The organism is Burkholderia sp. AU27893 (assembly GCF_002223205.1).
Lineage (GTDB): Bacteria > Pseudomonadota > Gammaproteobacteria > Burkholderiales > Burkholderiaceae > Burkholderia.
On record NZ_NKFD01000001.1, the window covers coordinates 1,558,000 to 1,583,215 of the forward strand.

General features: G+C 64.3%; 34 protein-coding genes. 28 read left to right on the top strand and 6 right to left on the bottom strand.

All coding sequences use genetic code 11. The annotated features are described in order from the left end of the window. Positions 1-108: 108 nt before the first annotated feature. The 6 genes from CFB47_RS07380 to CFB47_RS41670 all read right to left on the bottom strand — a co-directional run bounded on the left by CFB47_RS07380 (position 109) and on the right by CFB47_RS41670 (position 3,101). Complete coding sequence (locus CFB47_RS07380; protein WP_089460784.1) at positions 109-933, bottom strand: DUF2303 family protein; 825 nt, start codon at positions 931-933, stop codon at positions 109-111. A gap of 33 nt (positions 934-966) precedes the next feature. Then, positions 967-1,290: a hypothetical protein gene (locus CFB47_RS07385; RefSeq protein ID WP_089460785.1), complete on the bottom strand. Its 324-nt coding sequence runs from the start codon at positions 1,288-1,290 to the stop codon at positions 967-969. A 16-nt stretch (positions 1,291-1,306) separates the two neighbouring features. Next, a complete protein-coding gene (locus CFB47_RS07390; protein ID WP_089460786.1) occupies positions 1,307-1,516 on the bottom strand; it encodes a hypothetical protein in 210 nt (69 codons plus the stop codon). A 117-nt stretch (positions 1,517-1,633) separates the two neighbouring features. Next, positions 1,634-1,768, bottom strand: coding sequence for a hypothetical protein (locus tag CFB47_RS41665; protein WP_256946658.1), 135 nt, complete (start codon positions 1,766-1,768; stop codon positions 1,634-1,636). A gap of 97 nt (positions 1,769-1,865) precedes the next feature. Next, positions 1,866-2,105, bottom strand: a complete 240-nt coding sequence (locus tag CFB47_RS07395; RefSeq protein ID WP_089460787.1) for a hypothetical protein — start codon at positions 2,103-2,105, stop codon at positions 1,866-1,868. Between the two features lie 483 nt (positions 2,106-2,588). After that, on the bottom strand, positions 2,589-3,101 hold the full coding sequence (locus tag CFB47_RS41670) for a hypothetical protein (protein ID WP_256946659.1): 513 nt from the start codon (positions 3,099-3,101) through the stop codon (positions 2,589-2,591). A gap of 842 nt (positions 3,102-3,943) precedes the next feature. On the opposite strand from CFB47_RS41670, the gene CFB47_RS07405 reads away from it, so the two are divergent. The 28 genes from CFB47_RS07405 to CFB47_RS07545 all read left to right on the top strand — a co-directional run bounded on the left by CFB47_RS07405 (position 3,944) and on the right by CFB47_RS07545 (position 25,193). Further along, entirely contained in the window at positions 3,944-4,222 is a 279-nt protein-coding gene (locus tag CFB47_RS07405; protein WP_089460788.1) for a Cro/CI family transcriptional regulator, read from the top strand. A 24-nt stretch (positions 4,223-4,246) separates the two neighbouring features. Continuing rightward, a complete protein-coding gene (locus tag CFB47_RS07410; RefSeq protein WP_089460789.1) occupies positions 4,247-4,735 on the top strand; it encodes a YmfL family putative regulatory protein in 489 nt (162 codons plus the stop codon). A gap of 511 nt (positions 4,736-5,246) precedes the next feature. Beyond that, positions 5,247-5,516, top strand: a complete 270-nt coding sequence (locus tag CFB47_RS07420; RefSeq protein WP_089460791.1) for a helix-turn-helix domain-containing protein — start codon at positions 5,247-5,249, stop codon at positions 5,514-5,516. Next, a complete protein-coding gene (locus tag CFB47_RS07425) occupies positions 5,513-5,791 on the top strand; it encodes a hypothetical protein (protein ID WP_089460792.1) in 279 nt (92 codons plus the stop codon). Before CFB47_RS07420 ends, CFB47_RS07425 begins: the two co-directional genes overlap by 4 nt. Positions 5,792-5,802: 11 nt before the next feature. Further along, on the top strand, positions 5,803-6,114 hold the full coding sequence (locus CFB47_RS07430) for a DUF4406 domain-containing protein (RefSeq protein WP_089460793.1): 312 nt from the start codon (positions 5,803-5,805) through the stop codon (positions 6,112-6,114). Next, on the top strand, positions 6,111-7,094 hold the full coding sequence (locus CFB47_RS07435; protein WP_089460794.1) for a helix-turn-helix domain-containing protein: 984 nt from the start codon (positions 6,111-6,113) through the stop codon (positions 7,092-7,094). Before CFB47_RS07430 ends, CFB47_RS07435 begins: the two co-directional genes overlap by 4 nt. After that, the gene (locus tag CFB47_RS41675; RefSeq protein ID WP_256946661.1) at positions 7,091-7,606 is read left to right on the top strand and encodes a hypothetical protein; all 516 of its coding nucleotides are present in this window, start codon (positions 7,091-7,093) and stop codon (positions 7,604-7,606) included. The genes CFB47_RS07435 and CFB47_RS41675 overlap by 4 nt, the downstream gene beginning before the upstream one ends. Then, entirely contained in the window at positions 7,603-7,896 is a 294-nt protein-coding gene (locus CFB47_RS07445) for a hypothetical protein (RefSeq protein ID WP_143330809.1), read from the top strand. The genes CFB47_RS41675 and CFB47_RS07445 overlap by 4 nt, the downstream gene beginning before the upstream one ends. A 14-nt stretch (positions 7,897-7,910) precedes the next feature. After that, a complete protein-coding gene (locus CFB47_RS07450) occupies positions 7,911-8,195 on the top strand; it encodes a hypothetical protein (RefSeq protein WP_143330810.1) in 285 nt (94 codons plus the stop codon). 29 nt (positions 8,196-8,224) lie between these two features. Next, positions 8,225-8,581 (top strand): DUF2829 domain-containing protein, encoded by a 357-nt coding sequence (locus CFB47_RS07455; RefSeq protein WP_089460797.1) that lies wholly within the window; start codon positions 8,225-8,227, stop codon positions 8,579-8,581. A gap of 50 nt (positions 8,582-8,631) precedes the next feature. Beyond that, entirely contained in the window at positions 8,632-9,021 is a 390-nt protein-coding gene (locus CFB47_RS07460; RefSeq protein ID WP_089460798.1) for a Gp49 family protein, read from the top strand. A 37-nt stretch (positions 9,022-9,058) separates the two neighbouring features. Continuing rightward, entirely contained in the window at positions 9,059-9,562 is a 504-nt protein-coding gene (locus CFB47_RS07465; protein ID WP_089460799.1) for a hypothetical protein, read from the top strand. 14 nt (positions 9,563-9,576) lie between these two features. Continuing rightward, positions 9,577-9,855: a hypothetical protein gene (locus CFB47_RS07470; protein ID WP_089460800.1), complete on the top strand. Its 279-nt coding sequence runs from the start codon at positions 9,577-9,579 to the stop codon at positions 9,853-9,855. A gap of 105 nt (positions 9,856-9,960) precedes the next feature. Then, positions 9,961-10,542, top strand: coding sequence for a terminase small subunit (locus tag CFB47_RS07475; protein WP_089460801.1), 582 nt, complete (start codon positions 9,961-9,963; stop codon positions 10,540-10,542). Further along, the gene (locus CFB47_RS07480) at positions 10,543-12,159 is read left to right on the top strand and encodes a hypothetical protein (protein ID WP_089460802.1); all 1,617 of its coding nucleotides are present in this window, start codon (positions 10,543-10,545) and stop codon (positions 12,157-12,159) included. After that, complete coding sequence (locus tag CFB47_RS07485) at positions 12,144-14,150, top strand: hypothetical protein (protein ID WP_089460803.1); 2,007 nt, start codon at positions 12,144-12,146, stop codon at positions 14,148-14,150. The genes CFB47_RS07480 and CFB47_RS07485 overlap by 16 nt, the downstream gene beginning before the upstream one ends. Before the next feature lie 67 nt (positions 14,151-14,217). Continuing rightward, on the top strand, positions 14,218-15,009 hold the full coding sequence (locus CFB47_RS07490; RefSeq protein WP_143330811.1) for a hypothetical protein: 792 nt from the start codon (positions 14,218-14,220) through the stop codon (positions 15,007-15,009). A gap of 9 nt (positions 15,010-15,018) precedes the next feature. Continuing rightward, the gene (locus tag CFB47_RS07495) at positions 15,019-16,113 is read left to right on the top strand and encodes a N4-gp56 family major capsid protein (protein WP_089460805.1); all 1,095 of its coding nucleotides are present in this window, start codon (positions 15,019-15,021) and stop codon (positions 16,111-16,113) included. Between the two features lie 66 nt (positions 16,114-16,179). Beyond that, positions 16,180-16,617, top strand: a complete 438-nt coding sequence (locus CFB47_RS07500) for a hypothetical protein (protein WP_089460806.1) — start codon at positions 16,180-16,182, stop codon at positions 16,615-16,617. A 416-nt stretch (positions 16,618-17,033) separates the two neighbouring features. Then, positions 17,034-17,369 carry a hypothetical protein gene (locus CFB47_RS07510; RefSeq protein WP_179258924.1) on the top strand — a complete coding sequence of 112 codons (336 nt, stop codon included), beginning with the start codon at positions 17,034-17,036 and terminating at the stop codon, positions 17,367-17,369. Then, complete coding sequence (locus CFB47_RS07515) at positions 17,369-17,779, top strand: hypothetical protein (protein ID WP_089460809.1); 411 nt, start codon at positions 17,369-17,371, stop codon at positions 17,777-17,779. The genes CFB47_RS07510 and CFB47_RS07515 overlap by 1 nt, the downstream gene beginning before the upstream one ends. Beyond that, positions 17,776-19,194, top strand: a complete 1,419-nt coding sequence (locus CFB47_RS07520) for a hypothetical protein (protein WP_143330812.1) — start codon at positions 17,776-17,778, stop codon at positions 19,192-19,194. The genes CFB47_RS07515 and CFB47_RS07520 overlap by 4 nt, the downstream gene beginning before the upstream one ends. Continuing rightward, positions 19,194-19,601, top strand: coding sequence for a hypothetical protein (locus tag CFB47_RS07525; protein WP_089460811.1), 408 nt, complete (start codon positions 19,194-19,196; stop codon positions 19,599-19,601). The genes CFB47_RS07520 and CFB47_RS07525 overlap by 1 nt, the downstream gene beginning before the upstream one ends. A 2-nt stretch (positions 19,602-19,603) precedes the next feature. After that, the gene (locus CFB47_RS07530; protein ID WP_089460812.1) at positions 19,604-19,933 is read left to right on the top strand and encodes a hypothetical protein; all 330 of its coding nucleotides are present in this window, start codon (positions 19,604-19,606) and stop codon (positions 19,931-19,933) included. Beyond that, positions 19,930-20,307: a GNAT family N-acetyltransferase gene (locus CFB47_RS40265; RefSeq protein WP_143330813.1), complete on the top strand. Its 378-nt coding sequence runs from the start codon at positions 19,930-19,932 to the stop codon at positions 20,305-20,307. Before CFB47_RS07530 ends, CFB47_RS40265 begins: the two co-directional genes overlap by 4 nt. Then, complete coding sequence (locus tag CFB47_RS07535; RefSeq protein ID WP_143330814.1) at positions 20,304-21,221, top strand: hypothetical protein; 918 nt, start codon at positions 20,304-20,306, stop codon at positions 21,219-21,221. The genes CFB47_RS40265 and CFB47_RS07535 overlap by 4 nt, the downstream gene beginning before the upstream one ends. 2 nt (positions 21,222-21,223) lie before the next feature. Then, the gene (locus CFB47_RS07540; RefSeq protein ID WP_089460814.1) at positions 21,224-22,570 is read left to right on the top strand and encodes a hypothetical protein; all 1,347 of its coding nucleotides are present in this window, start codon (positions 21,224-21,226) and stop codon (positions 22,568-22,570) included. Between the two features lies 1 nt (position 22,571). Beyond that, entirely contained in the window at positions 22,572-25,193 is a 2,622-nt protein-coding gene (locus CFB47_RS07545; protein ID WP_089460815.1) for a glucosaminidase domain-containing protein, read from the top strand. Positions 25,194-25,216: the final 23 nt, after the last annotated feature.

The following is a 25,216-nucleotide window of genomic DNA, read 5'->3' on the forward strand; positions in this document are numbered from 1 at the left end:
ACACCGAGCACCCACCGTTGAAGCCGGTGGAAAAAAGCGGGGCGAGACGTCCGCCCCGGAAGTGCCGAGCGCTATGAGGGCGCGCGCGGCAGGCCACGGGGAAAGCGGTTATTCGGGGGAGCCGAGCAGGATCTTCGTTTCGGTCTGGGCTTCGATGTCCGACCAGATAGCGCGGAACGCGTCTTCGAGAACCTTGTGCGGGCGGATGAGCTCGTACCAGATCGTCAGGCCGCCATCCTTCACGCGGTACTTCAAGCGCGCGGCGAGCGGATATTTCGCGCCGTTTTCGAAGACCGGAATCTCGAGCGCGATTTCGGTCGGCATCTTCACCTTGTTGCCGGTCGCGTTCACGTCTTCGCGCCATACGAAATCGACGCTGCCGTCCTGCAGGCGCGTCGCCGACACGAAGTTGCCGCCCTTGCTGGCTTCGAAGTTCAGTGCGATCGACAGCATGTCGCTGCCCGACGGGCTGACGATGTCCGGCAGGTTGTCCTCGATCAGCTCGGCGAACTCGAGCTGCGTTGTTGGCTTGCGGTCCTTCGCCGTCCACGTTTTCCACTCGCGCGATGCCGGCACAGCGAATTGCACGCGGTATTCACGCCAGTTGGCACCGCCGTTGTCGAGCGCGTCGCTTGCTGGAAAGTGGTCGTCGATGACGCCGAGGATGTGCGCCGGGTCGAGCGATGCGTAGATCATGCTGTTGCCGGTCTTCTGGCGGTTGAAGTAGGCGATGAAGCTCGCCGCGTCGCGCAGCTTCACGATTCCGATCGGGCGGTGCGGAACTTCGTCGCGCTCGTCGAGGGTGCGCACCTCGTAGCCGGCCGGGACAACAACGAACGGCCGGCCGTCGGCGAGCGGGGACTTCTTCGGGTCGGCGAGGGCCGTGCCGGCGTTGAGGGCAGCGCTGATATCGGGTGCGTCGTGGTCGAACATGTGGATCTCCTGATGGTGTGGTGGATGCGGCGATTACCGGCCGGTGCCGGTGTCGGCGAGCTGGATGCCCGGCAGATCGGGCTGTCGCTCGCTGTTGCGGGAAAGGTTGTTTTCGACGGTCGGGAAGAACACCTCGGCGGCGCGCTTCTCTTTCGGAAGCGTGGTCGAAACCTCGCCGGACACTTCGAGCGCGTCCGCGACCTTCGCGAACGGCTTGATCTCGATCGTCACGCTGATCTTCCCGGCTTTGCCGGTGTCGCGGACGAGCGCAACGAGCTGGTTGAGCTGCTCGGTTGCTTCCTCGACGAGCATGCCGCCGCGGATGTCGACGAGCGTCGACGTGTAGGACTTCATCATGGCTGGCTCCTATGGGTCAGTCGTTGTCGTTGGCGGCGCGGGACTTCGCGTCGCGGTGGGAAAGGGGCGGCGCGGCTTGTTCGCGCGCGGCGCGCGCTTCGGCGCCGAGCGCGAGGCAACGCCGGATGAGGGGATTCGTGATCGCGTCGACGGCCGAGCCGGGCACACGCTGCAGGCGGAATTCGCGGGCGACCATCGCGTCGGTGACGGGGATGCGGGCGGCCATGATCAGCGTCTCCGCGCGGCGGCGCGGATGTGCGCCTTCAGCATTGCGAACGCCTGGCGACGCGTGATGCTGCCGCTCGCGAGGTCTTCGACGATTTGCCAGAGGGTGAGGAGCATGTCAGGCGCTCCGCGTCATGCCGGCCCGAACGTGCGCCGTCTCGGCCACATCCCACTGCTTCGCAGCGGCCAGCACGATGACGACGGCGAGCAGGGCGGCGAACGATTTCGCCCAGAAAACGAGCAGGGCCTTCATGACCACAACCCCATGAGGCGCTCGACGGGCGGCGCGATGGCGCTGGCGAGCAGCAGGCATGCGGCCAGCTCGACGAGGGGCAGCCAGTCGCGGGGCTTCACGCGGCACGCTCGCCAAGCAGGTCATGCACCCGGCGCGCTTCTTCCGCGACAGCTGCATCGCGGGTCACGTAGTAGGTGCAGCTCTGGATGAAGGTATCGCGCTCGAGCTTCGCTGCACGCCGATCGCGCTTGAGCTGCGCGCGCGTGATCGCTTCGAAGTCGCCGGTGGTACGCGGCTTCTTCAGGCGCGGTGCGCTGGCAGCGCGCCGGATGGTGGAGACTGCTTTCTTGAACATGGGCCTCTCCCGACAACGGTGTGAGGCAAGTCTACAAATAGATTTGTAGAAAAACAAGCGCTGAATACAAAAATATTTGTAGCGTTGGGCGTGAAAAATCCCGCCTCGGCGGGATCGTGCGCCTCTACGACTTTGACGGCGAAGCGAATCCGTCAAGTATCCAGGCTAGCGCGAAGGCTGAAAGGGCTCCCGCAATACCGATCGCAAAACATCCGAATGCGATATGTGCCGTTTCGCGGGAGTACCAGGGCGACATATTGATCGGAGGCCTGTTGGGATCAGCTGTCGCCAATGCAGCCAATAGCTCAGCGTCGCTCATTTTTTCGAGTCGCGCTTGGACGGCTGCAGAGGTTTCCTGTGCAGCGGATGCTTCTTTGACGGCATGTGCAATGCCGGATGCTGCCGCGATCCACAATGCGACGACCCACACAAGGCCGGCAATGCGGATTACCGTTCCAACGCGTCGCAGTCCCTCGGCCCGGCTCATCGAGAAATCTGAAGGTCGTACAGCTGATTATCGTCTGTCAGACACGTTCCCGTGCCCGCCTGGCTCCATCCACTGAAGGAGAAGACGCAGCGCAGATTGCGCCCATCGGCTGATTGAGCGAGGACGTTTCCGTTACCGACAGCACTGAACGATGTCGCACTTCCAGTCGCTGTTTGGCCGCCGGCGAATGCCGTGCCAAGGGTGAACGAGCCACCCTGAACATATGCAAATTTGCCGTTGTAGGTGCGATCGTCGATGGTGATCGAGACCGACTTGTCGAGCTGCTTCGCAGTGCCTTGCGCCATCTTGCCCGGGCCGCGAGGCATGAGGGCAAGATCGTATGTCGCGCAACCCTGTAGCGCGATGATGGCGGCCATAGCCGCGGCGAGTGTGATGCGCATTGCGCCCCCGAGATTTTTTACGTTGGTCTTCGCCGCACGATGGCGGCGTTTGTGGTCAGTCTGATGCGAGTTGCACGAGCTGCCGCCCGAGCATAAAAATTGGTTCAAGCAGCCCGATCGCATTCCCGCCATCGGCCCCGATAACACCGAATCGCGTTTCCCCATCCGAGCAGATGTCGATGTAAAGGTGGGCCTCCACTTCGAAATTCGCATTGTGCTTCTGGAGAGACTGTCGTCTGACGATGGGACATCGCAGTTTGTTTTGCCGGTATGCATCCAGACTCACTACGTTATCCGGTACCGGACTTCCCTCGTTTTGTCGCTCGTGGGCCATGGCCGCCCCGTGTCGCAATTTGTTGTGTCTCGATGCTCGTCCCCAGGATCTCTGTCCCTTCGCGGAGTAGCTCCCGCAGTAGAAAAAAACGGCGTGAGGTTAGACGGCCGTCAGTCGACCTCGCCCTCAGATCCGCGATGAATTCCTCTAACTGCTTGGGATTAACTTTCTCCCGCTCACTTACAGATGGATAACTAGCGTTTACCCGAGAATTGTTGTCGTTTACCGACACTTTCCCGCGTATTGAATCGTCGGATGCAGGAATCAGCTCGGCTGTTGGTATTTCGTCCGCTGGCCACGGCTCCGGCCTCTTCCCGACTCCCTCCGCCAGCCACAGTGAATTGCACCGGAGAACATCTGCGATCCGTGGCGTGTATTTGCTCGATTTCGCGTTTTTATTCGGGTCCAGCAGGTGCTGGATGTTCTGCGGCTTGCACGGCGCACCAACGAGCTTTGCGAGCGTCGATTGATCAGTGTGGGGCGAGAGCCGTGCGCATTCCATCGCCCAGGCCAGCCGCTCAGCATAGGTATTCATACAAAGTATTTTGTAGAACCGCGTTGCAAAATTGCTTGTAGGGTGCTACAAACACGTTTGTAGATATTCCCCGGTCGCCCTATGAGCAAAGAGCACATCGAACGCGCCATCAGCATCGCCACGTCCCAATCAGCGCTCGCCAAGGCAATCGGCGTGACGCAGCAGACGATTTCCAACTGGAAAGAGGGCGGCGCGATCCGGCCCGAGCATTGCAGCGCGATTGAGCGCTTCACTGGCGGCGCGGTCACGCGTCCCGAACTTCGCCCCAACGACTGGCGCGAGATCTGGCCCGAGCTCGTCACTGATCAGGCATCGCCTGTTGACGCTTCGCATTCTCCGCGCGCGGCGGCCAACGCGTAACCATCGAACGAGAGGCAAATGACTATGGGTCTGAGGAAAGCCTACCAAGCCATGTGCCGGGCGTTCCCCGGCGGCGCGGAAGCGATGGCGGCGGCGCTCGGCATGTCGGCCGCGAGCCTGCAAAACCGAATCTACGAAGTGAAGGGGCAGGTGCTGCATACCGAGCACGCGCTCGCCATGCAGACGCTGTCCGGCCGCACCGATTTCGCTGAAGCGATCGCCCGCATCACGGGCGGCATGTTCGTGCAGCTGCCGGGCCTCGACGACGAGTGCGACAACCAGGAACTACTGACGAAGTTCACGTTGATCCTCGACCAGCTCGGTGTCTTGGCCCGCACGCATGCGCAGGCGATTGCCGATGGCGTTGTCGATGACCACGAGAAGGCTGAGCTTGAGCGCATCGCACACGACGCGCACCGCCACATCCAGGAGCTGCTCCAGCTCACGTTCCGCATCTATCGCTCGAGCGAGCCGGCCGACGATGCGCCGGCGCGCGCGCTGCGCACTGCGTAATCGCTGCCGTATTGCACATGCGGTCCGCGCAAGCGGGCTTTGGAGCCCGGCCTCGGCCGGTAACCCCGAGCGGCAGGGAAATGTGCTGCGCCGATGACACCCCGGAAAGCCACGGGGAAGAACACCGAGAACCGCCCCATAGGGCGCTACCTAAACGGGATGAATGACATGACCGAATCGGGGAAAGGCGCGCCGAAATGCCGCGACTGCCAGCATGTGAAGCCGGACACCGGTCCGATCTCGCTGTTCGGTCTGCTTCCGTGGAAATGGGAATTCGCACGGTGCGGCCGCACGATGCATCCCGAGCCCCTCAACCCGGGTAGCACGCCGGACGCCGTGATTCATCGTCATCCGCTGGTCGGCGTCGAGCGCGCGATCACCTTTCACGCGTGCGGCCCGGCGGCGCGTCACTTCGAACCGCGGCGTGCCTCGTGATGGACGCCGACATCCTGATCTTCGGCATGGCGGCGTGTATCGCCGCGTCGATCCTTTTCTGTCTGAGGAACCCCCGATGAGCCTCCACCACGAAAACCTTGCGTGGGAGATCGAGCTACCCGCCTTGAAGAAGGTCGTACTGCTCGCGATCGCGCGTCTCGCGCACCTGACGAATCGCGAATGCTGGCCCAGCGTGCAGTCGCTCGCGTTTCGCTGCGGCATGAGCGAGAGCGCCGTGCGCGGCGCAATCAAGGATCTGATCGAGGCCGGTTACATCGAGACGATGAAGGTTCCAGGGAAGCGCACGGTCTACCGAGTACTGCTTGGCGTCGAGGTTGCAGCATGAGCCGGCTGACCGCAGAAGCAATCGCGGCGCGCGCGACCGCGATGGCCGGCGAAGACGCCGGCGTGCATGTCCGCGTTCTCGAAGCGCCGGGCGGCGCGCGGTTGCGCATGAAAGTCGACGGGCGCCTCGTCGCGCAGCACGTGCCCGAAGCTGACATGCACGTGACGATCGACGAGTTTGCGGACCGGTATATCCGCGCTGCGCTGATGGTCGGCATGCGCTGTCTGTCGTGCGGCGTGCAGGTGGCGGGCGCATCGATGCCCTGCGGCCACTGACGGAGGGAGCCATGCGTATCTATGTCGCCGGCCCGATGACAGGGCACCCCCAACTGAATTTTCCGGTCTTCCATGCCGAAGCGGCGCGGCTGCGCGCCCTCGGCTACGAGGTGGTCAATCCGGCCGAGTTGAACGCCGACCCGGCGGCCGACTGGCTGCAGTGCATGCGGACGGACATCAAGCACCTGGTCGACTGCGACGCGATCGCCATGCTGGAAGGCTGGCAACACTCTCGCGGCGCGCGGCTCGAATACACGATCGCGCTGATGCTCGGGCACGCCGTGTTCCGCGCGGTCGACATCGTCGAGAGGCTCGCGGCATGAGCATCCACCTGATGAACCAGGCGTGGCGCACGACGCTCGCAACTGGCGCGAAGTTCGTCCTCGTCGCCGTGTGCGACACAGCGAACGACGAGGGCGTGTGCTGGCCGTCCGTAGAGACGATCCGCCGCAAGTGCTCGATGGGCGAGCGGACCGTACAGCGGCACCTCGACGATCTCGAGCAGGCCGGCATCATTTCGCGCTCGTTCCGCAAGGGACGCAGCACGACATACCAGGTGCACGAATCGAAGTTCCCAATCGAAACTGCCCCCGCCAAACTGACACCCCCGCAAGAACGGCACCCCCGCCAAATTGGCACCCCCGCCAAATTGGCACCTACCCCCGCCAAAAACGACGGGGCACCCCCGCCAAATTCGACGGAAACCCCCGCCAAATTGGCACCCAGAACCACCAATAACCTTAAAGAGAATCCACAGGGAACCGGTCGCACTCCGGAATCGACGCCTGTGGACAACTCGGGGCCGAAAGCATCCGCGCAGGGTGCGCGGCTGCCGGACGACTGGGTGTTGACGAAGAAGCTTGCCCTCTGGGCGCTGCAGGAACAGCCGACCTGGACCGAGGAGCATGTGCGCAAGGTCGCGGCAGCGTTTCGGGACCATTGGATCGCTCAGCCGGGCGCGAAAGGGCGCCGGACCGACTGGGAGGCGACGTGGCGCAACTGGGTGCGCAGGGAACCGGCGCTGAAGGGCGGCGCGGGCACACCGCAATCGGGCGGCGACGTTCGCTGGTTCGAGACGCCTCAGGGCGTCGAAGCGCAGGCGAAGCTGCACAACATGCGTGACCGGAAGCCGGATGAGGACTGGCGCTCGTACCGCGTGCTGGTCGTGCGCGCGGCGAATGATCGCAAGGCCGCCGAGTTCGTTCTCGCCGATGCGCAGCGCTTTAACTCCGTCGATCTCTACCAGTTCGCGCGCACGACGTTCGGGGACGCGCTGATGCCAGTGGACGACTACGCATCATGAGCAAGAACGCACTTCGCTATCCCGAGAGCGCGATCGCCGGCGGCATGTTCGGCACCGCCCGCGTGCGCGGCTTGGTCGCGGATACGGCGGCGCGGCTCGCTGCGCCAGGCCCGATTGAACTCGACGGTGCACTGGCTCGGCTGATTGGATGCGCGCCGGAAATCGCGCCGACGCCGCTGCAGTGCATGCAGGCACTTGGCCGGCTGCCGGCGGGCCGCATGAACAAGACCGAAGCCGCATATGCCGAGCTGCTCGCCGCGCGCGTGCATCTTGGCGAGATCCTCGAATTCAAGTTCGAATCGCTGAAGCTGCGGCTCGCCGATCGCACCTGGTACACGCCTGACTTTGCACTCGTGCTCGCCGACGGCACGCGCGAGATTCACGAAGTGAAGGGTCATTGGACCGACGACGCGCGCGTGAAGATCAAGGTCGCGGCCGAACTGTATCCGTACTACCGGTTCAGCGCCGTGCGTCGCGTGAAAGGTGAGTGGGTTCGGGAGGCATTCCGTTGAGTCACCGCCCAAACAAGCGCGAGCGTGAGCACATGGGGCGCATTGCCCGCATGGAATGCATCTGCTGCTACCTGCTCGGCCGGAAGCAGACGAGCAAGACGGACGTGCATCACGTGCGTGTCGGCCACGGCGGCGCGCAGCGTGCGGGCGACTTCTGCACCGTGCCGCTTTGTCACGACGACTGCCATCAGGGCAAGAACGGCGTGCACGGCGACCAGCACTACCTGCACATCCTGAAGATGACGCAGATCGACCTGCTCAACGCGACGCTCGAAAGGCTCTACGGATGAGGTTGCTTGTGCGCATGACGCTTCCGTTCGCATCGGCGGACGGATACGAAAAGTTCGAATGCCTCGCGCGGCGCGTGATTGGGCCGGTGGTCGAGCCCGGGAAGGGCGGCGCGTTCATCTTCGTTGACGTCGACCTACCCGAGAAGTACCGGATCTTCGCGACGGCGCGCGGCTGGAATGCCGACGGAACCTATCGCGTCGAGGCGACGGTGGGAGAGAACAGGAGATCGCTTGCCGCGTTCCTCGCGAGCGGCGATCTCGAATGGGACGTGAGTCCCTCACATGTGCGGCGCGGATGACGTCGCGGCAGCATTTTTAGGAGATCGGCATGCATTCGTTCAAACGTATCCAGCAGGCCCGCCAGGCGCTTCGCGACGAGCACTCGCCGGGCGGCCTCACCAACAACGCCGGCCACGCCTCGGGCGATTTCGGTTTCGCCCTCAACTGGCTGCGGCACGGCCGGCGTGTCGCCCGCACTGGTTGGAACGGATCGGGCCAGTTCGTGTACCTCGTACCGCCGGCGGCATATCCGGTGCAGACGGGCGCCGCGAAAGAGCATTTCGGTGCCGGTTCGCTCGTTCCGTACAACGCCTATTTCGCGCTGAAGGGCGTCGACGACAGGATCAGCACATGGGTGCCGAGTGTGACGGACTGCCTCGCGCAAGACTGGTACGTCATCGAGTAACCGGTGCGCGCTGCGATGGCGGCGCGAGTTATTTCAACCAGGAGAACCTTATGAACATGGCAACTCAATCGGCCGCCCGCGGAGACGACGAAACGATCGAGCAGGAGATCCAGCGGAAGGGGAAGACGGCGCCCCGCATCACACCGGCCGATATCGAAGCTGCTGTCAGGAGCGAGTGGTATTTCACGGCTGGTGAAGGCGTCGCTGGTGCGACCGGTGCTTTCCCCTTCGACGGCCATCCCGGATCGCCGCTCTCGCTTCTCACCTTCTGCGTGCTGGTGCTTCGCAACGGGTTCACCGTGACCGGCGAGAGCGCATGTGCGTCGCCCGAGAACTTCGACGCGGAGATCGGCCGCAAGATCGCGCGGCAGAACGCGATCGCTAAGATCTGGCCGCTCGAGGGCTATATGTTGAAGCAGCGGCTGCACGACGCAGCATAACGCACGACACGAACCCCTTCACCACTTGGAGCACACCATGAGCGACATCAACGCAGCACCGAGCAGCACCGAGCCGGCCGACAACCCGAACTGGACGCCGGAGCAGTTGGCCGAGATTCAGGCTCGCAACGTCGTGCCGATGCAGATCAATCAGATCGCGGAGGCTGGCACGGCCACGGGGGGGGAGTCTGCAAGCGGTGCCGGGGAGGAGGACTTTACGTCAGCCTCTTCAGGCTCGGCGGACTCGACGTCTGCGGATGCACCGCTGGACAGCGCGTCCTCGACGAATACCGGAAGCGCCTCGGTGGCTGACGCGGGAAACGTCGTTGCGTCGCCTGCGGGCGGCCAATCCGCAAGCGACACTGCATCGTCTGTGCAGGATGCATTGCTCGACGCCGACATCGCGGCGGATGTCTCACCCGTTGAGCCATCGACCGCGCATTGCTGGTTGTCGCTGCTCGAGCGGAAGCTCGCGGCGCTCGAACACGAAGCGCGCGACGAACTGGTCGATGTCGCGCGTCAGCTGCGCGAAGCACTCTGACGGGAGCGACCACGATGCATGCCGCCATGATTGATCTGCGAATCGACTGGTTCCGCGTCCTCGCCGACCTGTGTCATGGCGGCTCGTCGCTCTACAAGCTGTCGATGACGACGCGGATCCCCCGCAGCTCGCTTCAGAGCTATCGCGACGGCGTCGAGCCGTCGCATTCCGTCGGCTCGCTCCTGCTGATCGCTTGGTCGGTGAAAACCGGCCGTGATCCGATCGAAGCGCCGACGATGCTCGAGCGGCCCATCGAGGCAGCCGAGATATCGGCTACTTCGAATTCAATTTAGCTGAAATCTCGGCTACGTAAACCGCTATTTAGCCAAGATTTCGTCTAGCACTTTGTCGGATACTTCACATGCCTAACGATTTGCATTCGAACGTCTGTCGGGACCATGGCTGCTAAGAAAGACCTCACCCCGAAGCAGGCACTTTTCGTCGATGAATACCTGCGCGACATGAACGCCACACAAGCGGCGATCCGCGCGGGCTACAGCGCGAAGACTGCCGAGACGCAAGGGCCGAGACTGTTGGGGAATGTGCGGGTTCAGCAAGCTATCTCTGCGGCGCGCGAGCGGCTCGCGAAGAAGTTCGAGATCACCCGTGAACGAGTCATGTTGGAGTACGCCCGACTCGCGTTCGCTGACCCGCGCAGCTTCTTCAACGCGGATGGAACGCTAAAACGCGTTCCGGAACTCGATGACGATGCAGCCGCATCGCTCGCTGCGTTCGAAGTGCTAGAGGAGTTCGAGGGGAGCGGCAAGGATCGCTTTCAGATCGGCGTGACGAGCAAGGTGAAGTGGGCTGACAAACGCGCGGCGCTCGACAGCATCGCGAAGATCATGGGCTGGAGCGTCGAACGAGTGAGGGGCGAAATTTCCGGGCCGGACGGTGGCCCAATCGAAGTGAACAACACCGTCGACATGAGCAAGCTGACGACCGAACAACTCCGCATACTGGCATCGATCAAGATCTGAATGGGCGCACGGGAATTCACCATCGCAGACGTACAGGAAGCACGGCGCGAGCTTGCCCGCCGTAGCCTTCCTGACTTCGCCTGCCTGGTCGACATCCCGACCGTGCCGCTCACCGACGCCGAGGACGAAGACCGCTTCTCGGTGATGCGCCTCGGCTCGCTCGCCGCGCATCACCAACTGCTCTGCGAGAAGCTGCAGGGCATCGACGACGGCACGATCCCGAACCTCATGGTGCTCATGCCGCCGGGCTCGGCGAAGAGCACGTACAGCGACATCGTGTTCATTCCATGGTTCATGGCGCGCAAGGTGCGCCGGAACGTAATTCTCGCCAGCTACGCAACCGAGATCGCGATGAAGCAGGGGCGCCGCGCGCGGCAGCTCGTGCGATCGGAGTCGTTCGCGCGCCTGATCGATGTTGGCCTGATGGGCGACAACCGTGCCGCGCACCAGTGGACGCTGACGAACGGCTCGGAATTCATGGCCGGCGGTCTGCTTTCTGGCCTGACCGGCAACCGCGGTGCGCTCGGCGTGCTCGACGACCCGATCGCGGGCCGCGCCGAGGCGGAATCGGAAACGATCCGCAAGCGGACGTGGGAAGCGTACGTCGACGACTTCTGCTCGCGCCTGATCCCGGGCGCGCCACAGGTTCTCATCCAGACGCGCTGGCACGAAGACGACGTCGCGGGCCGCATCCTGCCGGAAGGCTGGGATGGCGAGTCAGGATGGATCGACGGCCGCGACGGCCGGCGCTGGTACGTCATCTGCCTGCCGGCGATCGCCGACCGTCTCGACGATCCGCTCGGCCGCCAAATCGGCGAGACGCTGTGGCCGGAATGGTTCAGCCTCGCGCACTGGGAGCCGTTCAAGAAGAACCCGCGCACCTGGTCGTCGCTGTATCAGCAGAAGCCGGCGCCCGCCGAGGGCACGTATTTCCAGCGTGGATGGTTCCGTCGGTACCGACACGGAAATTTGCCCGCGCGCCTCAACTACTACATCACGAGCGACCACGCGCCGGCCGGCAAGTCGTCGTCCGACTTTGCCTGTGTGCGGGTGTGGGGCGTCGATGCGCAGAGCAACGTCTACATGGTCGACGGGTTCCGCGAGCAGATGACGATGGACAAGCTGACGGCCGAGATCGTCGGCAACGTCGAAGCCGCCAAGCGCCGCGAGATCGAGCCGAAGGATCGCCGCACTGGCTTGATTCGGAAGTATCGCCCACTCGCCTGGTTTCCCGAGGACGACAACAACTGGAAGTCGGTCGAGGGCTTCGTGACCGCCGCAATGCGCATGGAGAAGCAATTCGTGCGCATTGAGCCGATCACGCCGCATGGCGCGGACAAGCTGATCAAAGCCCAGTCGTACCAGGGGATGGCGTCGAGCCGGTGTGTGTGGATCCCGGAGGGCCCGGAGGGTGACGACGTGATCGAGCAGTACGTGAAGTTCCCGAGCGGGAAGAACGACGATGAGGTCGACGCTGGCAGCCTGATCGGCCGCGCGATCGCCGACGCGCATCCGGCGGTCGTGCCGGTGAAGGCCGATCCGAAACCGGTCGATCGCTGGGATCGCGCGTTCAACAAGCTCGACAGCGATGCGGAGGGGTCATGGCGGACAGCATGACGGCCGCTCCGGTCGCAATCGTCGAGGTGCAGGAATACCGCGTGCCGGATGTGTCGGTGCTTTGCCGCCGCTTCGAAGAAGCCGAGGACATGACATACGACGCGCGGAAGCGCTCCGAGCGTGATCGCGATTACTACGACGGGCAGCAGTGGACGCGTGCCGAGCTCGACACGTTGGCGAAGCGCGGCCAGCCCGCGCTCACCGTCAACTACGTCAAGCGCAAGGTCGAATACCTCCGCGGCTTCGAGCGCCGGATGCGCAGCGACCCGAAGGCATTCCCGCGTACGCCGCATGAAGACCAGCTCGCCGAGGCCGCGACGGATTCGCTCCGCTACGTGGCCGACCAGAACGACTTCGACGTGACTCGCTCGGACGTCTACGAAGACATGCTGATCGAAGGTTACGGGGGCGCCGACGTGACAGTCGTCGAAGGCCCGGAAGGCTACGACGTCGACATCACGCGAATTCCCTGGGATCGCATCTGGTTCGATCCGTACAGCCGGCAGAAGGATTTCAGCGACGCGCGCTATCTCGGCGTCGTGATCTGGATGGACCGCGACGAGGCGCTCGATACCTTCCCGGACCGACAGGAAGAGATCGAGTACACGCTCTCGTCGGTATCGATCTCCGATACGTACGACGACCGACCGAAATATCTGCGCTGGGCCGACAACCGGCGCACGCGCGTGCGCATCGTGCAATGCCACTGGATTCAGGACGGCGTCTGGTTCATCGCGACGTTCACGAAGGGCGGCTATCTCACCGACCCGATGCCGTCGCCGTACATCGGCCGCGACGGCAAACCGGCGTGCTCGCTGATTCTGCGCTCTGCCTACGTGGACCGCGAGAACCAGCGCTACGGCCACGTGCGCGACATGATCTCGCTGCAGGACGAGGTGAACAAGCGCCGGTCGAAGGCGCTGCACCTCATGTCCGTGCGGCAGACGTTCGGCAATGCGCAGGCGATCAACGACGTCGACGCGGCGAAGCGCCAGCTCGCGCGCCCCGACGGGCACCTCGAAGTGCAGGCCGCCGGCAAGTTCGGCGAGGACTTCGGCATTCTGCCGACGGGCGACATGGCGGCGTCGCAGATGCAGCTAATGCAGCACGCGACGGCCGAGCTGCAGGCCAGCGGCCCGAATGCGGCAATGGCCGGCAAGGATCCGCGCATCCAGTCGGGACGCGCAATCCAGGCGCAGCAGGCGGGCGGTGCGATCGAGGTCGAGCCGATCATCGACGACCTGCGCCAGTGGACGAAGCAGGTCTACGAGGCGACGTGGCTGCGCATCCGCCAGTTCTGGACGAGCGAGAAGTGGATCCGCGTCACCGACGACGAGAAGAACACGCGGTGGGTTGGGCTGAATCGCCAAGTGACGCTTGCCGACGCGCTCGGCGAGCTGGCTCCGGACGAAGCCACCGCAATGGCGCAGCAGCTCGGGCTGCAGCCGGGCGATCCGCGGCTGAATCAGGTCGTCCGCGTCGACAACGACATCGGCGGCCTCGACGTCGACATCACGATCGAGGAAGGTCCGGACGTCGCGAACGTGCAGGCCGAGCAGTTCCAGATGCTGGCGCAGCTCGCGCCGGCTCTCGCGCAGGCCGGCGATCCGATTCCGCCGGAGGTGCTCATCGCGGCGTCGCAGCTCCGGAACAAAGACGAATTGCTCGAGAAGCTCGAGCAAGGTCGCGCTGCTCGTGCTCAGGGGCAGCAGCAGGCGCAACAGATCGGTATGGCGCAGCAGCAAGCGAACGTACAGAAGACGACCGCGCAGGCCAACAAGGCGAACGCCGAGGCGCAGCGCACGATGGTCGAAGCCGGACAGCCGAGCGGCGCCGCACCCGCAGCACCGGACAGCCCGTCGACGCTCGACCAGCTCGAGCAGGCCGCGAAGATCCGCAAGCTCGACGCGGAGACGGGGCGAATTCAAACGGAGGCCGTGCGCAACATCGCTGACGCGCAGCGGCCGCCGATGGTTACGGATTACGCATGACCTGCCGCCGGGGATACGGGCGTTACGACTGCCGCCGGGTCGAATCGGGCGTGTTGGAGAGCTGAAGATGGGAACGAGTTTGGATCAGGTTCTGAGCGGGGAATCCGCCGATACGCCGCCGAGTGATGCGCAGCAGCCGCAAGTCGCCGCGCCGGCAGACGGTGATCAGCCTCGCACGGGCGAGCCGACCGACCAGACGCCGCCGGCTGATGTTGCTGGCGATGCTGGTGCGGCCGCGCAAACCGATGCGCCGCCGGCATCCGAACAGGCTCCGATGGTCCCGTTGAAGGCGCTGGAGGAAGAGCGAAAGGGCCGCCAGGACTGGAAGGAAAAGGCGATCCGCTTCGAGGAGGAACTGAAGCACCTGCGCGCATCGAATGGTCAGCAGCAGTCGAGCCAGCAACAGCAGCAACCGGCGCCGGCCACGCTGACCTATGAGAACGCGCTGCTCAACGAGCGCATGAACATGTCGGAAATGATGGTCCGCCAGCAGCACGGCGACGCCGACGTCGACAGCGCGCTCGAGGTGTTCCAGAAGGCCGTGCAGGAAAACCCCGCGCTCGGTGCGCAGCTCGCTCAACAGCGGCACCCGTGGCAATTCATGTTCGACCAGGCGAAGCGGATTCAGGCAATGAGCGAGATCGGCAGCGACCCGGCGGCGTACCGCCAGAAGGTTCGCGACGAGATCCTCGCCGAGCTGCAGCAGCAGGGCGCGGCATCGTCTGCACAACCTGTCGCCGCGGCCGCGCCGGCCGCCCCCGTGATTCCGAAATCCCTTGCGACGGCTCGATCCGCCGCGCCGCGCACCGCGCAGGCGTGGACCGGCCCGACCGCGCTCACTGACATTCTGAAACGATGAGGCTGAAAAATGGCTGAAACCACTGCCCGCGCAGGGCTTACCCCCCAGCAATGGGACGACCAGTTCTTCATGGAGTACGTCCGCCAATCGCGCTTCCTGCGCTACATGGGCACGGACGAAAACTCGATCATCCAGCTCAAGGATGACCTGACCCGCAAGCCGGGCGACCGCGTGACGTTCGCGAACGTGCGCAAGCTGCGCGGCCAAGGCGTTACCGGCAACCAGGTGCTCGAGGGCAACGAAGAAGAGCTCGACTCGCGCTCGATGGCCGTCACCGTCAACCCGGTGCGAAACGCTGTCGTCGTCACCGACTGGGATGACCAGAAGTCGGCGATCGACCTGCGCAACGCCGGCAAGACCGCGCTGAAGCTGTGGGCCATGGAAAAGATGCGCAACCAGACGATCGACGCGCTGTATTCGATCAATGGCGTGATGTATGCCGCGGCGACGGAAGCCCAAAAGGATGCGTGGCTCGCCGATAACGCTGATCGCGTGCTGTTCGGCGCCGCCGTCGGCAACAACGTGGGCAATGACCATTCCGCGTCGCTGGCGAACATCGACAACACGGCCGACAAGCTGTCGACTGCGATGATCAGCCTGGCGAAGCGCCGCGCGCAGCTCGCGTCGCCCGCAATCAAGCCGATCCGCCTGAACGAGGACGAGGAGTGGTACGTGATGTTCGCGAACTCGCTCGCATTCCGCGATCTGCAAAACGATCCGGCGATGCAACAAGCGAACCGCGAAGCGCGCGCGCGCGAAGGCAACGGCATGAACAGCAATCCACTGTTCACGGGCGGTTCGCTGGTATGGGACGGTGTGATCATCCGCGAGATCCCGGAAATCGGCGTGCTGTCGGGCGTCGGCGCGGGCGGCATCGACGTCGGTGCGAACTTCCTCTGCGGTGCGCAGGCTGTTGGCGTCGCATGGGCACAGCGCACGAAATCCACGACGGACGTGCGCGATTACGGGTTCCGGACCGGCGTCGGCGTGCAGGAGATTCGCGGCATCGAAAAGCTGCTGTTCGGCAAGGGCCCCGACGACACGGCCGACCTCGTGCAGCACGGCCTGGTCACGGTCTACGCCGCGGCTGTCGCCGACGCATAACGCGCTGATCGCATCTGGGTGGCGCCGCCCGCGCGGCGCTTCCTCCTGAACCGATAGGGGAACGACATGGCAACCAAACTGATGAGCCCGCTCGCCGGGCGATCGAACACGAAGGTAGGCGTCGGTGACGCATCGAGCCTGAAGTGCGCGACCGCGCAGTACGCGCTGACTGCCGCTCTTGCGCTGAACGACGTCCTGCAAGGGCCGCTGCTGTCGAAGGGCTCGACCGTCATCGACGTGATGCTCGTGACGACCGATCTCGACACGAATGCAGCACCGACGATCACGCTCGACGTCGGGACCGGCGACGACGTGCAGCACTTCATCGCAGCATCGACCGTCGCGCAGGCTGGCGGCGTCGCGCGTGCTTCGGCAGCGACTGCGCAGCCGCTGACGCTCACGCAGGACGACACGATCGACGTGAACGTCCGCGCGGCACCGGCAACCGGCGCGACGGCCGGGATGGTGACGCTGCACGTGCTCTTCCTGCCGCCGAACGCGTAAGCGGCTCATGGGGCGGCCGCGGTGGTCGCCCCGAACTGACGAGGCTGATATGGCGAAGGTGAGATTTATCGGGGATCCGAGCGGCGAAGAGCACCGGCGCGGCACGCATTTCGCAGGCGTCGCGCTGGCGCTGGGCGAGTGGGTCGACATGGACGATGCGCCGGCGCGAAAGCTGCTCGCGAATCCGCACTTCGAGGTCGAAGGCGTCGAGCCGGTCGAAATAGCGGCGCGCGCGCCCGCGCCGGTCGCATCGCTGACACAGACGATCGATGCGCATGCCGCGCTGCAGACCGCGCATGGCGATTTGATCGAGGCATACGCGGCGCGCGGCGCCGAGCTGAACGAAGCATATGCGCGAATCGCCGAACTCGAAGCGGCGCTCGCGAACGCGGCACCGGCCGCACAAGGGGAAGGTGATGGCCGCGACGCAGACGGATCTGGCAAACCGGGTGCTGAAGAAGATCAGGGTGCTCGGGACGGGGCAGGTGGCCGACGCCGAGGATCTGCTGGTCGCTAAGCAGAAACTGCGCGCCGTGCATGCATCGGTGCGCAAGGACGACCGGGTTCGCTGGACGATCCAGACCATCCCGGAGGGTGCTGAGGAACCGTATGTTCTGATGGCTTCGTTCCTGACGGCACCGGAGTTCGGGAAGGCGGCTGATCCGATGTGGTGGACGTGGGGTGAGCGCGAAATTACCGCGCTGACGAAGGCGCCGACCTCTGGCGAGCCGGTCAAACAGGAGTATTTCTGATGGACATGAAATTCGCAGTAGCACTGGATCAACCCGCACAGGAACGCGATTTCGCGGTCGCTGCGGGGGATGATTTCCGCGTGCTGCTCGATGTCTATCAGACCGATTCCGAAGATTCGGTCGATCCGGTCGACCTGACTGGCTACACGTTGACGTTCAAGGTCGCCGAATGCGCGTATCCGCCGCTCGCCATCGCGGCGCCCGGCGAGCCGGAATCGGCGTTCGTGTTCGTGCCTGACAGCACGAAGGACGCGTGCGGCCGCCTGCCGTATCGCATCTACATGGACGACGCGACTGGGAAGCGCACCACGCTCGCGCACGGTGTGATGGTCGTGCACAACGACCGCCGTTGCGGATGGCCGGATGGCAATGATTACGGCTGGCGATACGGCCAAGGGTGGCCGGCATGAAGGGCGCACTCACGACCGGTGCATATCAGTCGCGCAGCGTCATCGCGGCGAATCAGCGATGCGTGAATCTGTACGCCGAGCAGAACCCGGCGGACTCCGAATTCCCGGTCACGCACTACCCGACGCCTGGCTTGATTCGCCGCGGTGTCGCACCCCTGCGCGGGTTCCGCGGCCTCTATTCGGCCTCGAACGGAGAACTGTACGCCGTCGTCGCGTCGAAGTTGTATACGGTGGACGTCGACTGGTCGTTCACTGAGCGAGGGACGCTGCAGACCGATGTCGGCCCGGTGAGCATGCGCGACAACAGCCTGTTCCTCGTGATCGTCGACGGCTCGTCGATCGGCTACCAGCTTGACCTGTCGAATCACGATTTCAGCAAAATCGGCGGCGAGGCGTTCTACGGATCGAACCGCGTTGCGCTGATTGACGATTTCCTCCTATTCAACCAACCGGGAACCCGTCAATTCTATGCGAGCGGCGCCCTGTCCGAGACGTTCGATCCGCTCGATATCGCAGCCAAGAACGGTTCTTCCGACAAGACGGTAGCGGTCGAAGTCGCGAATCGCACTATCTGGGTATTCGGAGAGAAGACGACGGAGGTCTGGTACAACGCTGGCGCGTCGGATTTCGCGTTCGCGCGGTATCCCGGCACGTTCATCGAATACGGGTGCAAGTCTGCCGCGTCGATCGCTTCGGCTGACACGTCGGTGTACTGGCTTGGCGCCGGCGACCGCGGCGAGGGCATTGTGTTCCGCAGCGATCAGATGAGTGCGCTGGCGATCTCGACACCGGCCCTGTCGGACGAGCTGCGCACGTATCCGCGTCTCGACGATGCGATTGCCTACACGCATCAGGCGGACGGCCACATGTTCTATGTGCTGACATTCCCGACCGCCGACAAGACGTGGTGCTACGACCTTTCGACGAAGCAATGGCATGAGCGCCTGTGGATGGACGACGAAGGCGATCTGCATCGGCATCGCAGCTCATGCTTCGCACAATGGCGCGGCCGCCAGCTTGTCGGTGACTGGGAGAACGGCAATCTCTATGAGCTGTCGCTCGACGCGTTCGACGACGACGGAAAGGACAGGCTGCACCTTCGGTCATGGCCGAACATCGGTAATGAGGGCGATCTGATCACCTACGACCGGTTGATCATGGATATGGAAGTCGGGCACGCCGGCGTGAATGATCCGGAGCCGCAGGTGCGACTGCGCTGGTCCGATACCCGTGGCCGGACATGGGGCACGCCGGTATCGCGCGGCCTCGGCGCGCGCGGCGAGTTCGGTCGTCGTGCGCAGTTCAACGCTCTCGGGACCGACAAGGGCATGGGGCGCATTTTCGAGGTGTCGTGGTCGACGAAGGTGAAGACCGCCCTGAATGGCTTCTACCTCAAAGCGGTCGGGGAGGCGTGATGGCGAAGAAACTCGACATGCGCTCACCATTTCCGAGCGCCGACGTATTACCGCTGCAACCCGATGGGCGCTGGAACCGGGCATGGCTTGAATTCATGCTCACGCAGTATCGGCGCACGGGGGACGCACCCGGCATCGATACGGCGGCGCTGAAGGCCAGGGTCGACGAGCTCGAAATGCTGCTCAATTCGGATACGACCACGGCGGTGCTCGCAGCGCTGCTGCAGCGCGTTGCGATGCTCGAAGCGTTTGTGATCAGCATGCCCGTCCCGATGCCCGCACGCGCGGCTGCCGGTGTGCTGCCTGACCCCGTCGCGGTACCCACACGTGCCGCGTCGCAACTACCTGAACCTGTGCCTGCCGCGCCGCGCGCGCCGGACGATATTCGCAAACTCATCGAGGCGTGACCATGGCCGTCAACTGGAAGACTCTCACCCAATCCGTGCTCGCTGGCGCTGCAGCATCCGTATATGCGCCAGCGGCCGGCAAGCAGGGCGCGGTGCATTCCGCGAATGCCTGGAACCCGACCGCGGCGCCGGTCGTCGTGAACATCTATCTCGTGCCGAACGCTGGTGCTGCCGGCGACACGACGCGCGTGCACCAGGTATCGGTACCGGCCGGAAAGTCGCTGCCGCTTACCGATATTTTGAATCTGAAGATCGTCAACCCGTCTTCGCTGTTCGCTGACGGAAACGGCGTCACGCTGACGGTCACCGGCGCGGAGGCTGACGCATCGTGAGCGATTGCGGCCATCTCGAATCGATCGTGCTGGAGGTGCTACGCGAGCAGTTTCCAGTGGACCATGCTGCGGTTTCGGAGCTGATGGCGCGCTTCGATCTGCATCCGGTTCTGCACGACGATGAAATCGTCGGGGTGGTTGCGATCGATGGCCCGGAAATCCATATCTCGGTGCTGCCCGCCGGCCGCCGACTCTGGGCCTCGCGTTCGTTTATCCGTCAGGAGCTTGGCGGTGTGATCGAGCGATATGGCCGAGCCGAGACGACCGTCAGGGCGTCGAATTTGGCCGGGTTGAATTTCTGCGCGCGGCTTGGGTTTCGCCGGACGTCGGAAGTGGATGGAGTGGTACACATGACCTGTGAGGCAACGGTATGAGATACCGCGCATGGATGATCGAGCACCCGATGGGTGATCCGTTTGGCGGCCCCGCGAATGGGCGCTTCGAGGACATCGGTAGTCTGGTTGGAGGTGCGGTATCGCTTGTTGGAGGCGTTCTGGGAAGCGATGCAGCTGGCGATGCAGCTCAGACGCAGGCCGATGCCGCGAATCGCGCTGCAGATCTCCAGTGGAAGCAGTACCAGCAGACGCGTGACGATCTCGCGCCGTATCGGGATCTCGGTTCCAGCTTCATTCCGCAGTTGCGCACGGCGCTGCAGAATCCGCTTCTGTCCTCGGTCTTCAGCTACGGCGACTTCACGGCGCCGACAGCCGCCGAGGCAGCCGCGACGCCTGGCTACCAGTTCACGCTTGACCAAGGGTTGAAGGCAGCGCAGAACAGCGCATCTGCCCGCGGACTCGGCGCGTCCGGTGCCGCGATGAAGGGAGCCGAGGCGTATGCGACCGGTCTGGCGGATTCGACGTACGGTGACACCTTCAATCGCAGTCTCGCGACGTACAACACGAATCGCGGCAACGCGCTGAGCAATTTCGGCACGAACTACGGGATCGCGAGCGATGCGGTAAATCGACTGCTGGGCGTCGTCGGGAACGGTCAGAACGCATCGGCCATGACGGGCGCGATGGGCGCCCAGGCGGCAGGCAACGTTGCTAACGCGATTACGTCAGGCGCGGCGGCGTCGGCGGCCGGCACCGTTGGTTCGGCCAACGCAATCAACAGCGGACTTTCCGGGGCCGTGAATGGGCTTCAAAGCGGCTACCTGCTCAACAAGCTGTTTCCGACAGCGGCCGCGCCGAGTGGCGGATCTACGTTGTATGGCGCACCGAGCGCTTCGACTGCGTCCGGCTACAACATCGGAAACAACTCGTATAACTTCCAGATGCCGAGCTGATCATGGCCCTCGATCCGAACGTTGCTCTTCAGGTCCAGCCGGTTCAGATCCAGAACCCGCTGACCACATATGCGCAGGCGGCGGCGCTGCAGGGCGTGCAGCGCCAGAACCAGCTATACGACCTTGCGATTCAGGACAAACAGCGCGAGGTCGACCAGGCGCAAGCTCTGAACGCTGCATTCAAGGCGCCGGGCGCGATGAACGCGGACGGTACGCTGAACGCGAGCGGGATCGTCGGCAATGTCGCACAAAGCGGGTACGGTGCTGCTGTGCCGGCCCTCGCGAAGTCGCTGGCCGAGACGCAATCGGCGCAGCTGGCGCAGCAGAAGGCGAGTGTCGACGGTGCACTGCAGAAGCTCGGCGCAATCGGGCAGGTACTCAATGGTGTGACGGATCAGGGCAGCTACGACCTCGCGCGGCAGTGGGCGGTGAACCACCTCGGGCCGGATTCGGTCGCGAGCATGCCGGCGACCTATGACCCGACGCTCGTCGCGAATAAGCAGCGCGAGGCACTCACGGTAATGCAGCAGCTCGACCAGCATAGCAAGGCGCTCGATCAGCAGCTCGCACAGGCCCAGTTCGGAGAAACGCAGCGGCACAATCTCGCAAGCGAAGGGATCGAGACACGCGCGCAGAACATGCGTGCACTCGATTACGACCCGAAGAACGGCGTCGTCGTGAACAAGCTGACCGGCCAGTCTACGCCAGTGCTCGGCGCCGACGGGAAGCCGATCAGCTCGTCGATCGGCAACCTGTCCGGCGAGCAGTCGAACGCCGTCGCGTTCGGCGCGCGTGCGCTCGATGCGCAGAATATGCTGCGTCAGCTCGAGGCCGCTGGCACCACGAACACGAATCCGGTGTACCGGGCCGCGAGCGGCATGCCGGTGATCGGTGGTGCACTTGGCGGCGCAACGAACTGGTTGAATAGCGACCAGCAGCAGTCGTACGAGCAGGCGAAGCGCAACTTCGTCAGCGCGATCCTGCGGAAAGAGTCGGGCGCGGCGATTGCCGATTCCGAATTCGTCAACGAAGACAAAAAATACTTTCCGCAGACCGGCGACTCGCCGGCCACGATCGAGCAGAAGGCGCGCGCGCGCGACTTGGCGATCGAGGCATTGAAGGCGCAGGCCGGCCCGGGCGCTGCGCTGATCCCTTCCATCGTCGCTAACGCGAACCAGGACTATGCGAGCCAACCGCGCCCGGGCGCGCCGGCGGCCCAACAATCGGCGGCGCCGCAGCAGGCTGCGGGTGCCGTAGCCGCGGCGCCCGATGCCGCGCTTGCCGAGCTGCGCCGCCGCGCGGCGGCCAATCCGCAACTCGCGGCACGTCTGAAGGCGATGGGGTATTGAAATGGCCGATCTGAGCGCACTGTCCGACGATCAGTTGATCGGGTCCATCAAGCCGACGTCCTACACTCCGTCGTCGTTCGCCGCGCAATATGGCGGCGTAGCGGATGCTGTTGGCCAGAAGCTCGGCGTCGATCGCAATGTCCTGCTCGCGCAGTGGGGGCATGAAACGGGCTGGGGCAAGTCCGTCATCCCGGGCACGAACAACCTCGGGAACATCAAGGATTTCTCGGGCGCCGGTGTCGCCGCGCGCGACAACATGACGGGCAGCACCGATGCGTATCGCGCCTATGCGAGTCCGAGCGACTTCGCATCCGACTACGCCAGCCTGATCTCGCGCAAGTATCCCGGCGCCGTTGGCGCAGGCGCGGATATGAGCCGCTTCGCGTCGGCCCTGAAGGCAGCGGGCTACGCCGAGGATCCGCAGTACGTCGCGAAACTTCAGGGGGCAATGCAGACCGTGCAGCGCGCGCAGTCGCCCCAGACCGCTGCACCGGCGGCCGCTCAGCCCGGCATGCTGGCCCGTGTCGGGAACGCAGTAGCGACCGCTATCTCGGGCACTGCGAACGCGGCAACGCCGCAGGAGCTGGCCGGGATCAGCGACGACGACCTTCTCGCGGCGCTGGCAGCGCGCAGAAAGGGACCGGCGGCCGTCCCGCAGTCATCGTCATGGACAATCGACAACCTCGGTCGGCAGGCCGGCCTTGCGGCGCGCGCGGTTGGTCACGGGGTGGCTGATGCAGTCGGCCTGGTCGCAAACCCCGTGAACGCGACGATCAACGCGATCGGTGGTGCATTCGGGCACGATCCGCAGCTGCAGGACGTCGACACGCTGATCAAACGGGGAGTCGACGCAATCACGCCTGCGCCGGCGAACAGCACTGAGCAGATGGCTGGTGAGATCGGCGGCGCGATCGCAAACCCCGTCAACCTGATCGGTGGCCCGATTGTCGGGGGCGCCCGCTCCCTCGCCGGAATGGTCGGGCGCGGCGCGGTCGCAGGAGCGGTTACCGGCGCGGCGCAGCCGATGCACCAAGGTGATACAGTCGGAACGATGGCGGAACGCGCTGGTGTCGGTGCGCTGGGCGGTGCCATCGGCGGCGCCGCAGGTTCCACACTCGGCGCCATCGCTGACCGTCTCGCGACGGGCGTTAGCCGCGTGATGTCGAGCGTTGGTGCGCGGCTTCCATCGACGCAAGCCGCAGCATCGCAAAACGCCGATGCGATGATCCGGCAGGCAGCGCAAGAGCAGGGCATCGACCTTTCGGTGATTCCAGACAGCATCCTGAACAACGTGCGCGCACGGGTGACCGACGCGCTCGCGACCAATCGGACTCTCGATCCGGCGGCCGCGCTTCGCCAGGCGGAAGGAGCGGCCGTGCTTGGCCCGGAGAATGGGCTGACTCTGGGGCAGGTGACGCGCGACCCGCGGCAGTTCACGACCGAACGTAACCTGCGTGGCATCCAAGGCGCCGGCGAGCCACTGATGCAGCGGTACGCGGACCAAAATAACGCGCTGATCGGATCATTGAACCGTCAGGGCGCGAACGAGGCGCTCGGCGAATATCAGACCGGTCGGCAGCTCATGGACGCGCTGGGGCGCCAGGATGCAGCTTCGCAAGCTCACGTCGCTGGCATGTATGCCCAGGCCCACGCGATCAACGGCAACGACATCCCATTGGATGCGACCCAGTTCGTGACCACGGCGCGGGAGCAACTCCAACAGCAGATGCGCGATCTGCATCTGCCAGGCGCGATCGATCGGCAGCTCGAGCGCTTCGCAAGCGGGGATACGCCGCTCAACGTCAGTACCGCCGAGCAGTTCAAGACGATTCTGTCGCAGGGCATCGCGGACAACGACGGGAAGAACGGGAACATCGTTCGGGCGCTGGGTATCGTGCGCGATGCCCTCGACAACACCGAGCCTCTACTCGGCGGAGAAGCTGCTCAAGGCGCTGCTGCGATCGCTGCATTCAACCGCGCGCGCGATGCGGCTGCCGCCCGTTTCGGCACGATCGAATCGACGCCGGCGCTCCGGGCAATCGTCAGCGGTCGCGCGGTACCCGACAACTTCTTCAGCCGATACGTGCTGAATGGCACAGCGGATGACGTCAATGCGCTGATGGGGATGGTTCCGGATCAGGGCCGCGCGCTGCAGATGCAGGCGCTCGAGTATCTGAAGGGCAAGGCCCTTGGCGGTGCGAGCGATGAGGTCGGGACGTTCTCACAGGCCGCATTCAACAAGGCGCTGAACTCGATCGGGAATGTGAAGCTGAACGCGCTGTTCGGGCCGCAGCAGGCTGCGCAGCTCCGGCAGATCGGGCGCGTGGCGGCCAACGTGCAGGCCGAGCCGGCCGGCGCCGCGGTGAATCACTCGAATACGGCGGCCGCCGGCGCGTCGATGGCGCTGAACGCGCTTACGTCGCTGGCGGACAAGATGAAGTTACCGGGGCTGAACATTGCCCGTAATTCGATCAATCAGTTCGTCAACGAACGAGCGGCGCAGACCGCGCTTGGCGGCGAGCTTCCAATGGCGGTCCAGCGGCGTTCGCTCGATTCGCTGAATCAGCTTTTGCCGTTCGTGCCCGGGGTCGCTGGGGCGGCGGCTGTACCAGCGAGCCGCTAGCGCGAGAAAGAACGTCCAGGACG

Bases quoted from the DNA above. Each gene is read 5' to 3' on its own strand.
- CFB47_RS07380 (WP_089460784.1), bottom strand. From the start codon at position 933: ATGTTCGACCACGACGCACCCGATATCAGCGCTGCCCTCAACGCCGGC.
- CFB47_RS07385 (WP_089460785.1), bottom strand. From the start codon at position 1,290: ATGATGAAGTCCTACACGTCGACGCTCGTCGACATCCGCGGCGGCATG.
- CFB47_RS07390 (WP_089460786.1), bottom strand. From the start codon at position 1,516: ATGGCCGCCCGCATCCCCGTCACCGACGCGATGGTCGCCCGCGAATTC.
- CFB47_RS41665 (WP_256946658.1), bottom strand. From the start codon at position 1,768: ATGAAGGCCCTGCTCGTTTTCTGGGCGAAATCGTTCGCCGCCCTGCTC.
- CFB47_RS07395 (WP_089460787.1), bottom strand. From the start codon at position 2,105: ATGTTCAAGAAAGCAGTCTCCACCATCCGGCGCGCTGCCAGCGCACCG.
- CFB47_RS07405 (WP_089460788.1), top strand. From the start codon at position 3,944: ATGAGCAAAGAGCACATCGAACGCGCCATCAGCATCGCCACGTCCCAA.
- CFB47_RS07410 (WP_089460789.1), top strand. From the start codon at position 4,247: ATGGGTCTGAGGAAAGCCTACCAAGCCATGTGCCGGGCGTTCCCCGGC.
- CFB47_RS07420 (WP_089460791.1), top strand. From the start codon at position 5,247: ATGAGCCTCCACCACGAAAACCTTGCGTGGGAGATCGAGCTACCCGCC.
- CFB47_RS07425 (WP_089460792.1), top strand. From the start codon at position 5,513: ATGAGCCGGCTGACCGCAGAAGCAATCGCGGCGCGCGCGACCGCGATG.
- CFB47_RS07430 (WP_089460793.1), top strand. From the start codon at position 5,803: ATGCGTATCTATGTCGCCGGCCCGATGACAGGGCACCCCCAACTGAAT.
- CFB47_RS07435 (WP_089460794.1), top strand. From the start codon at position 6,111: ATGAGCATCCACCTGATGAACCAGGCGTGGCGCACGACGCTCGCAACT.
- CFB47_RS41675 (WP_256946661.1), top strand. From the start codon at position 7,091: ATGAGCAAGAACGCACTTCGCTATCCCGAGAGCGCGATCGCCGGCGGC.
- CFB47_RS07450 (WP_143330810.1), top strand. From the start codon at position 7,911: ATGACGCTTCCGTTCGCATCGGCGGACGGATACGAAAAGTTCGAATGC.
- CFB47_RS07455 (WP_089460797.1), top strand. From the start codon at position 8,225: ATGCATTCGTTCAAACGTATCCAGCAGGCCCGCCAGGCGCTTCGCGAC.
- CFB47_RS07460 (WP_089460798.1), top strand. From the start codon at position 8,632: ATGAACATGGCAACTCAATCGGCCGCCCGCGGAGACGACGAAACGATC.
- CFB47_RS07465 (WP_089460799.1), top strand. From the start codon at position 9,059: ATGAGCGACATCAACGCAGCACCGAGCAGCACCGAGCCGGCCGACAAC.
- CFB47_RS07470 (WP_089460800.1), top strand. From the start codon at position 9,577: ATGCATGCCGCCATGATTGATCTGCGAATCGACTGGTTCCGCGTCCTC.
- CFB47_RS07475 (WP_089460801.1), top strand. From the start codon at position 9,961: ATGGCTGCTAAGAAAGACCTCACCCCGAAGCAGGCACTTTTCGTCGAT.
- CFB47_RS07480 (WP_089460802.1), top strand. From the start codon at position 10,543: ATGGGCGCACGGGAATTCACCATCGCAGACGTACAGGAAGCACGGCGC.
- CFB47_RS07485 (WP_089460803.1), top strand. From the start codon at position 12,144: ATGGCGGACAGCATGACGGCCGCTCCGGTCGCAATCGTCGAGGTGCAG.
- CFB47_RS07490 (WP_143330811.1), top strand. From the start codon at position 14,218: ATGGGAACGAGTTTGGATCAGGTTCTGAGCGGGGAATCCGCCGATACG.
- CFB47_RS07495 (WP_089460805.1), top strand. From the start codon at position 15,019: ATGGCTGAAACCACTGCCCGCGCAGGGCTTACCCCCCAGCAATGGGAC.
- CFB47_RS07500 (WP_089460806.1), top strand. From the start codon at position 16,180: ATGGCAACCAAACTGATGAGCCCGCTCGCCGGGCGATCGAACACGAAG.
- CFB47_RS07510 (WP_179258924.1), top strand. From the start codon at position 17,034: ATGGCCGCGACGCAGACGGATCTGGCAAACCGGGTGCTGAAGAAGATC.
- CFB47_RS07515 (WP_089460809.1), top strand. From the start codon at position 17,369: ATGGACATGAAATTCGCAGTAGCACTGGATCAACCCGCACAGGAACGC.
- CFB47_RS07520 (WP_143330812.1), top strand. From the start codon at position 17,776: ATGAAGGGCGCACTCACGACCGGTGCATATCAGTCGCGCAGCGTCATC.
- CFB47_RS07525 (WP_089460811.1), top strand. From the start codon at position 19,194: ATGGCGAAGAAACTCGACATGCGCTCACCATTTCCGAGCGCCGACGTA.
- CFB47_RS07530 (WP_089460812.1), top strand. From the start codon at position 19,604: ATGGCCGTCAACTGGAAGACTCTCACCCAATCCGTGCTCGCTGGCGCT.
- CFB47_RS07535 (WP_143330814.1), top strand. From the start codon at position 20,304: ATGAGATACCGCGCATGGATGATCGAGCACCCGATGGGTGATCCGTTT.
- CFB47_RS07540 (WP_089460814.1), top strand. From the start codon at position 21,224: ATGGCCCTCGATCCGAACGTTGCTCTTCAGGTCCAGCCGGTTCAGATC.
- CFB47_RS07545 (WP_089460815.1), top strand. From the start codon at position 22,572: ATGGCCGATCTGAGCGCACTGTCCGACGATCAGTTGATCGGGTCCATC.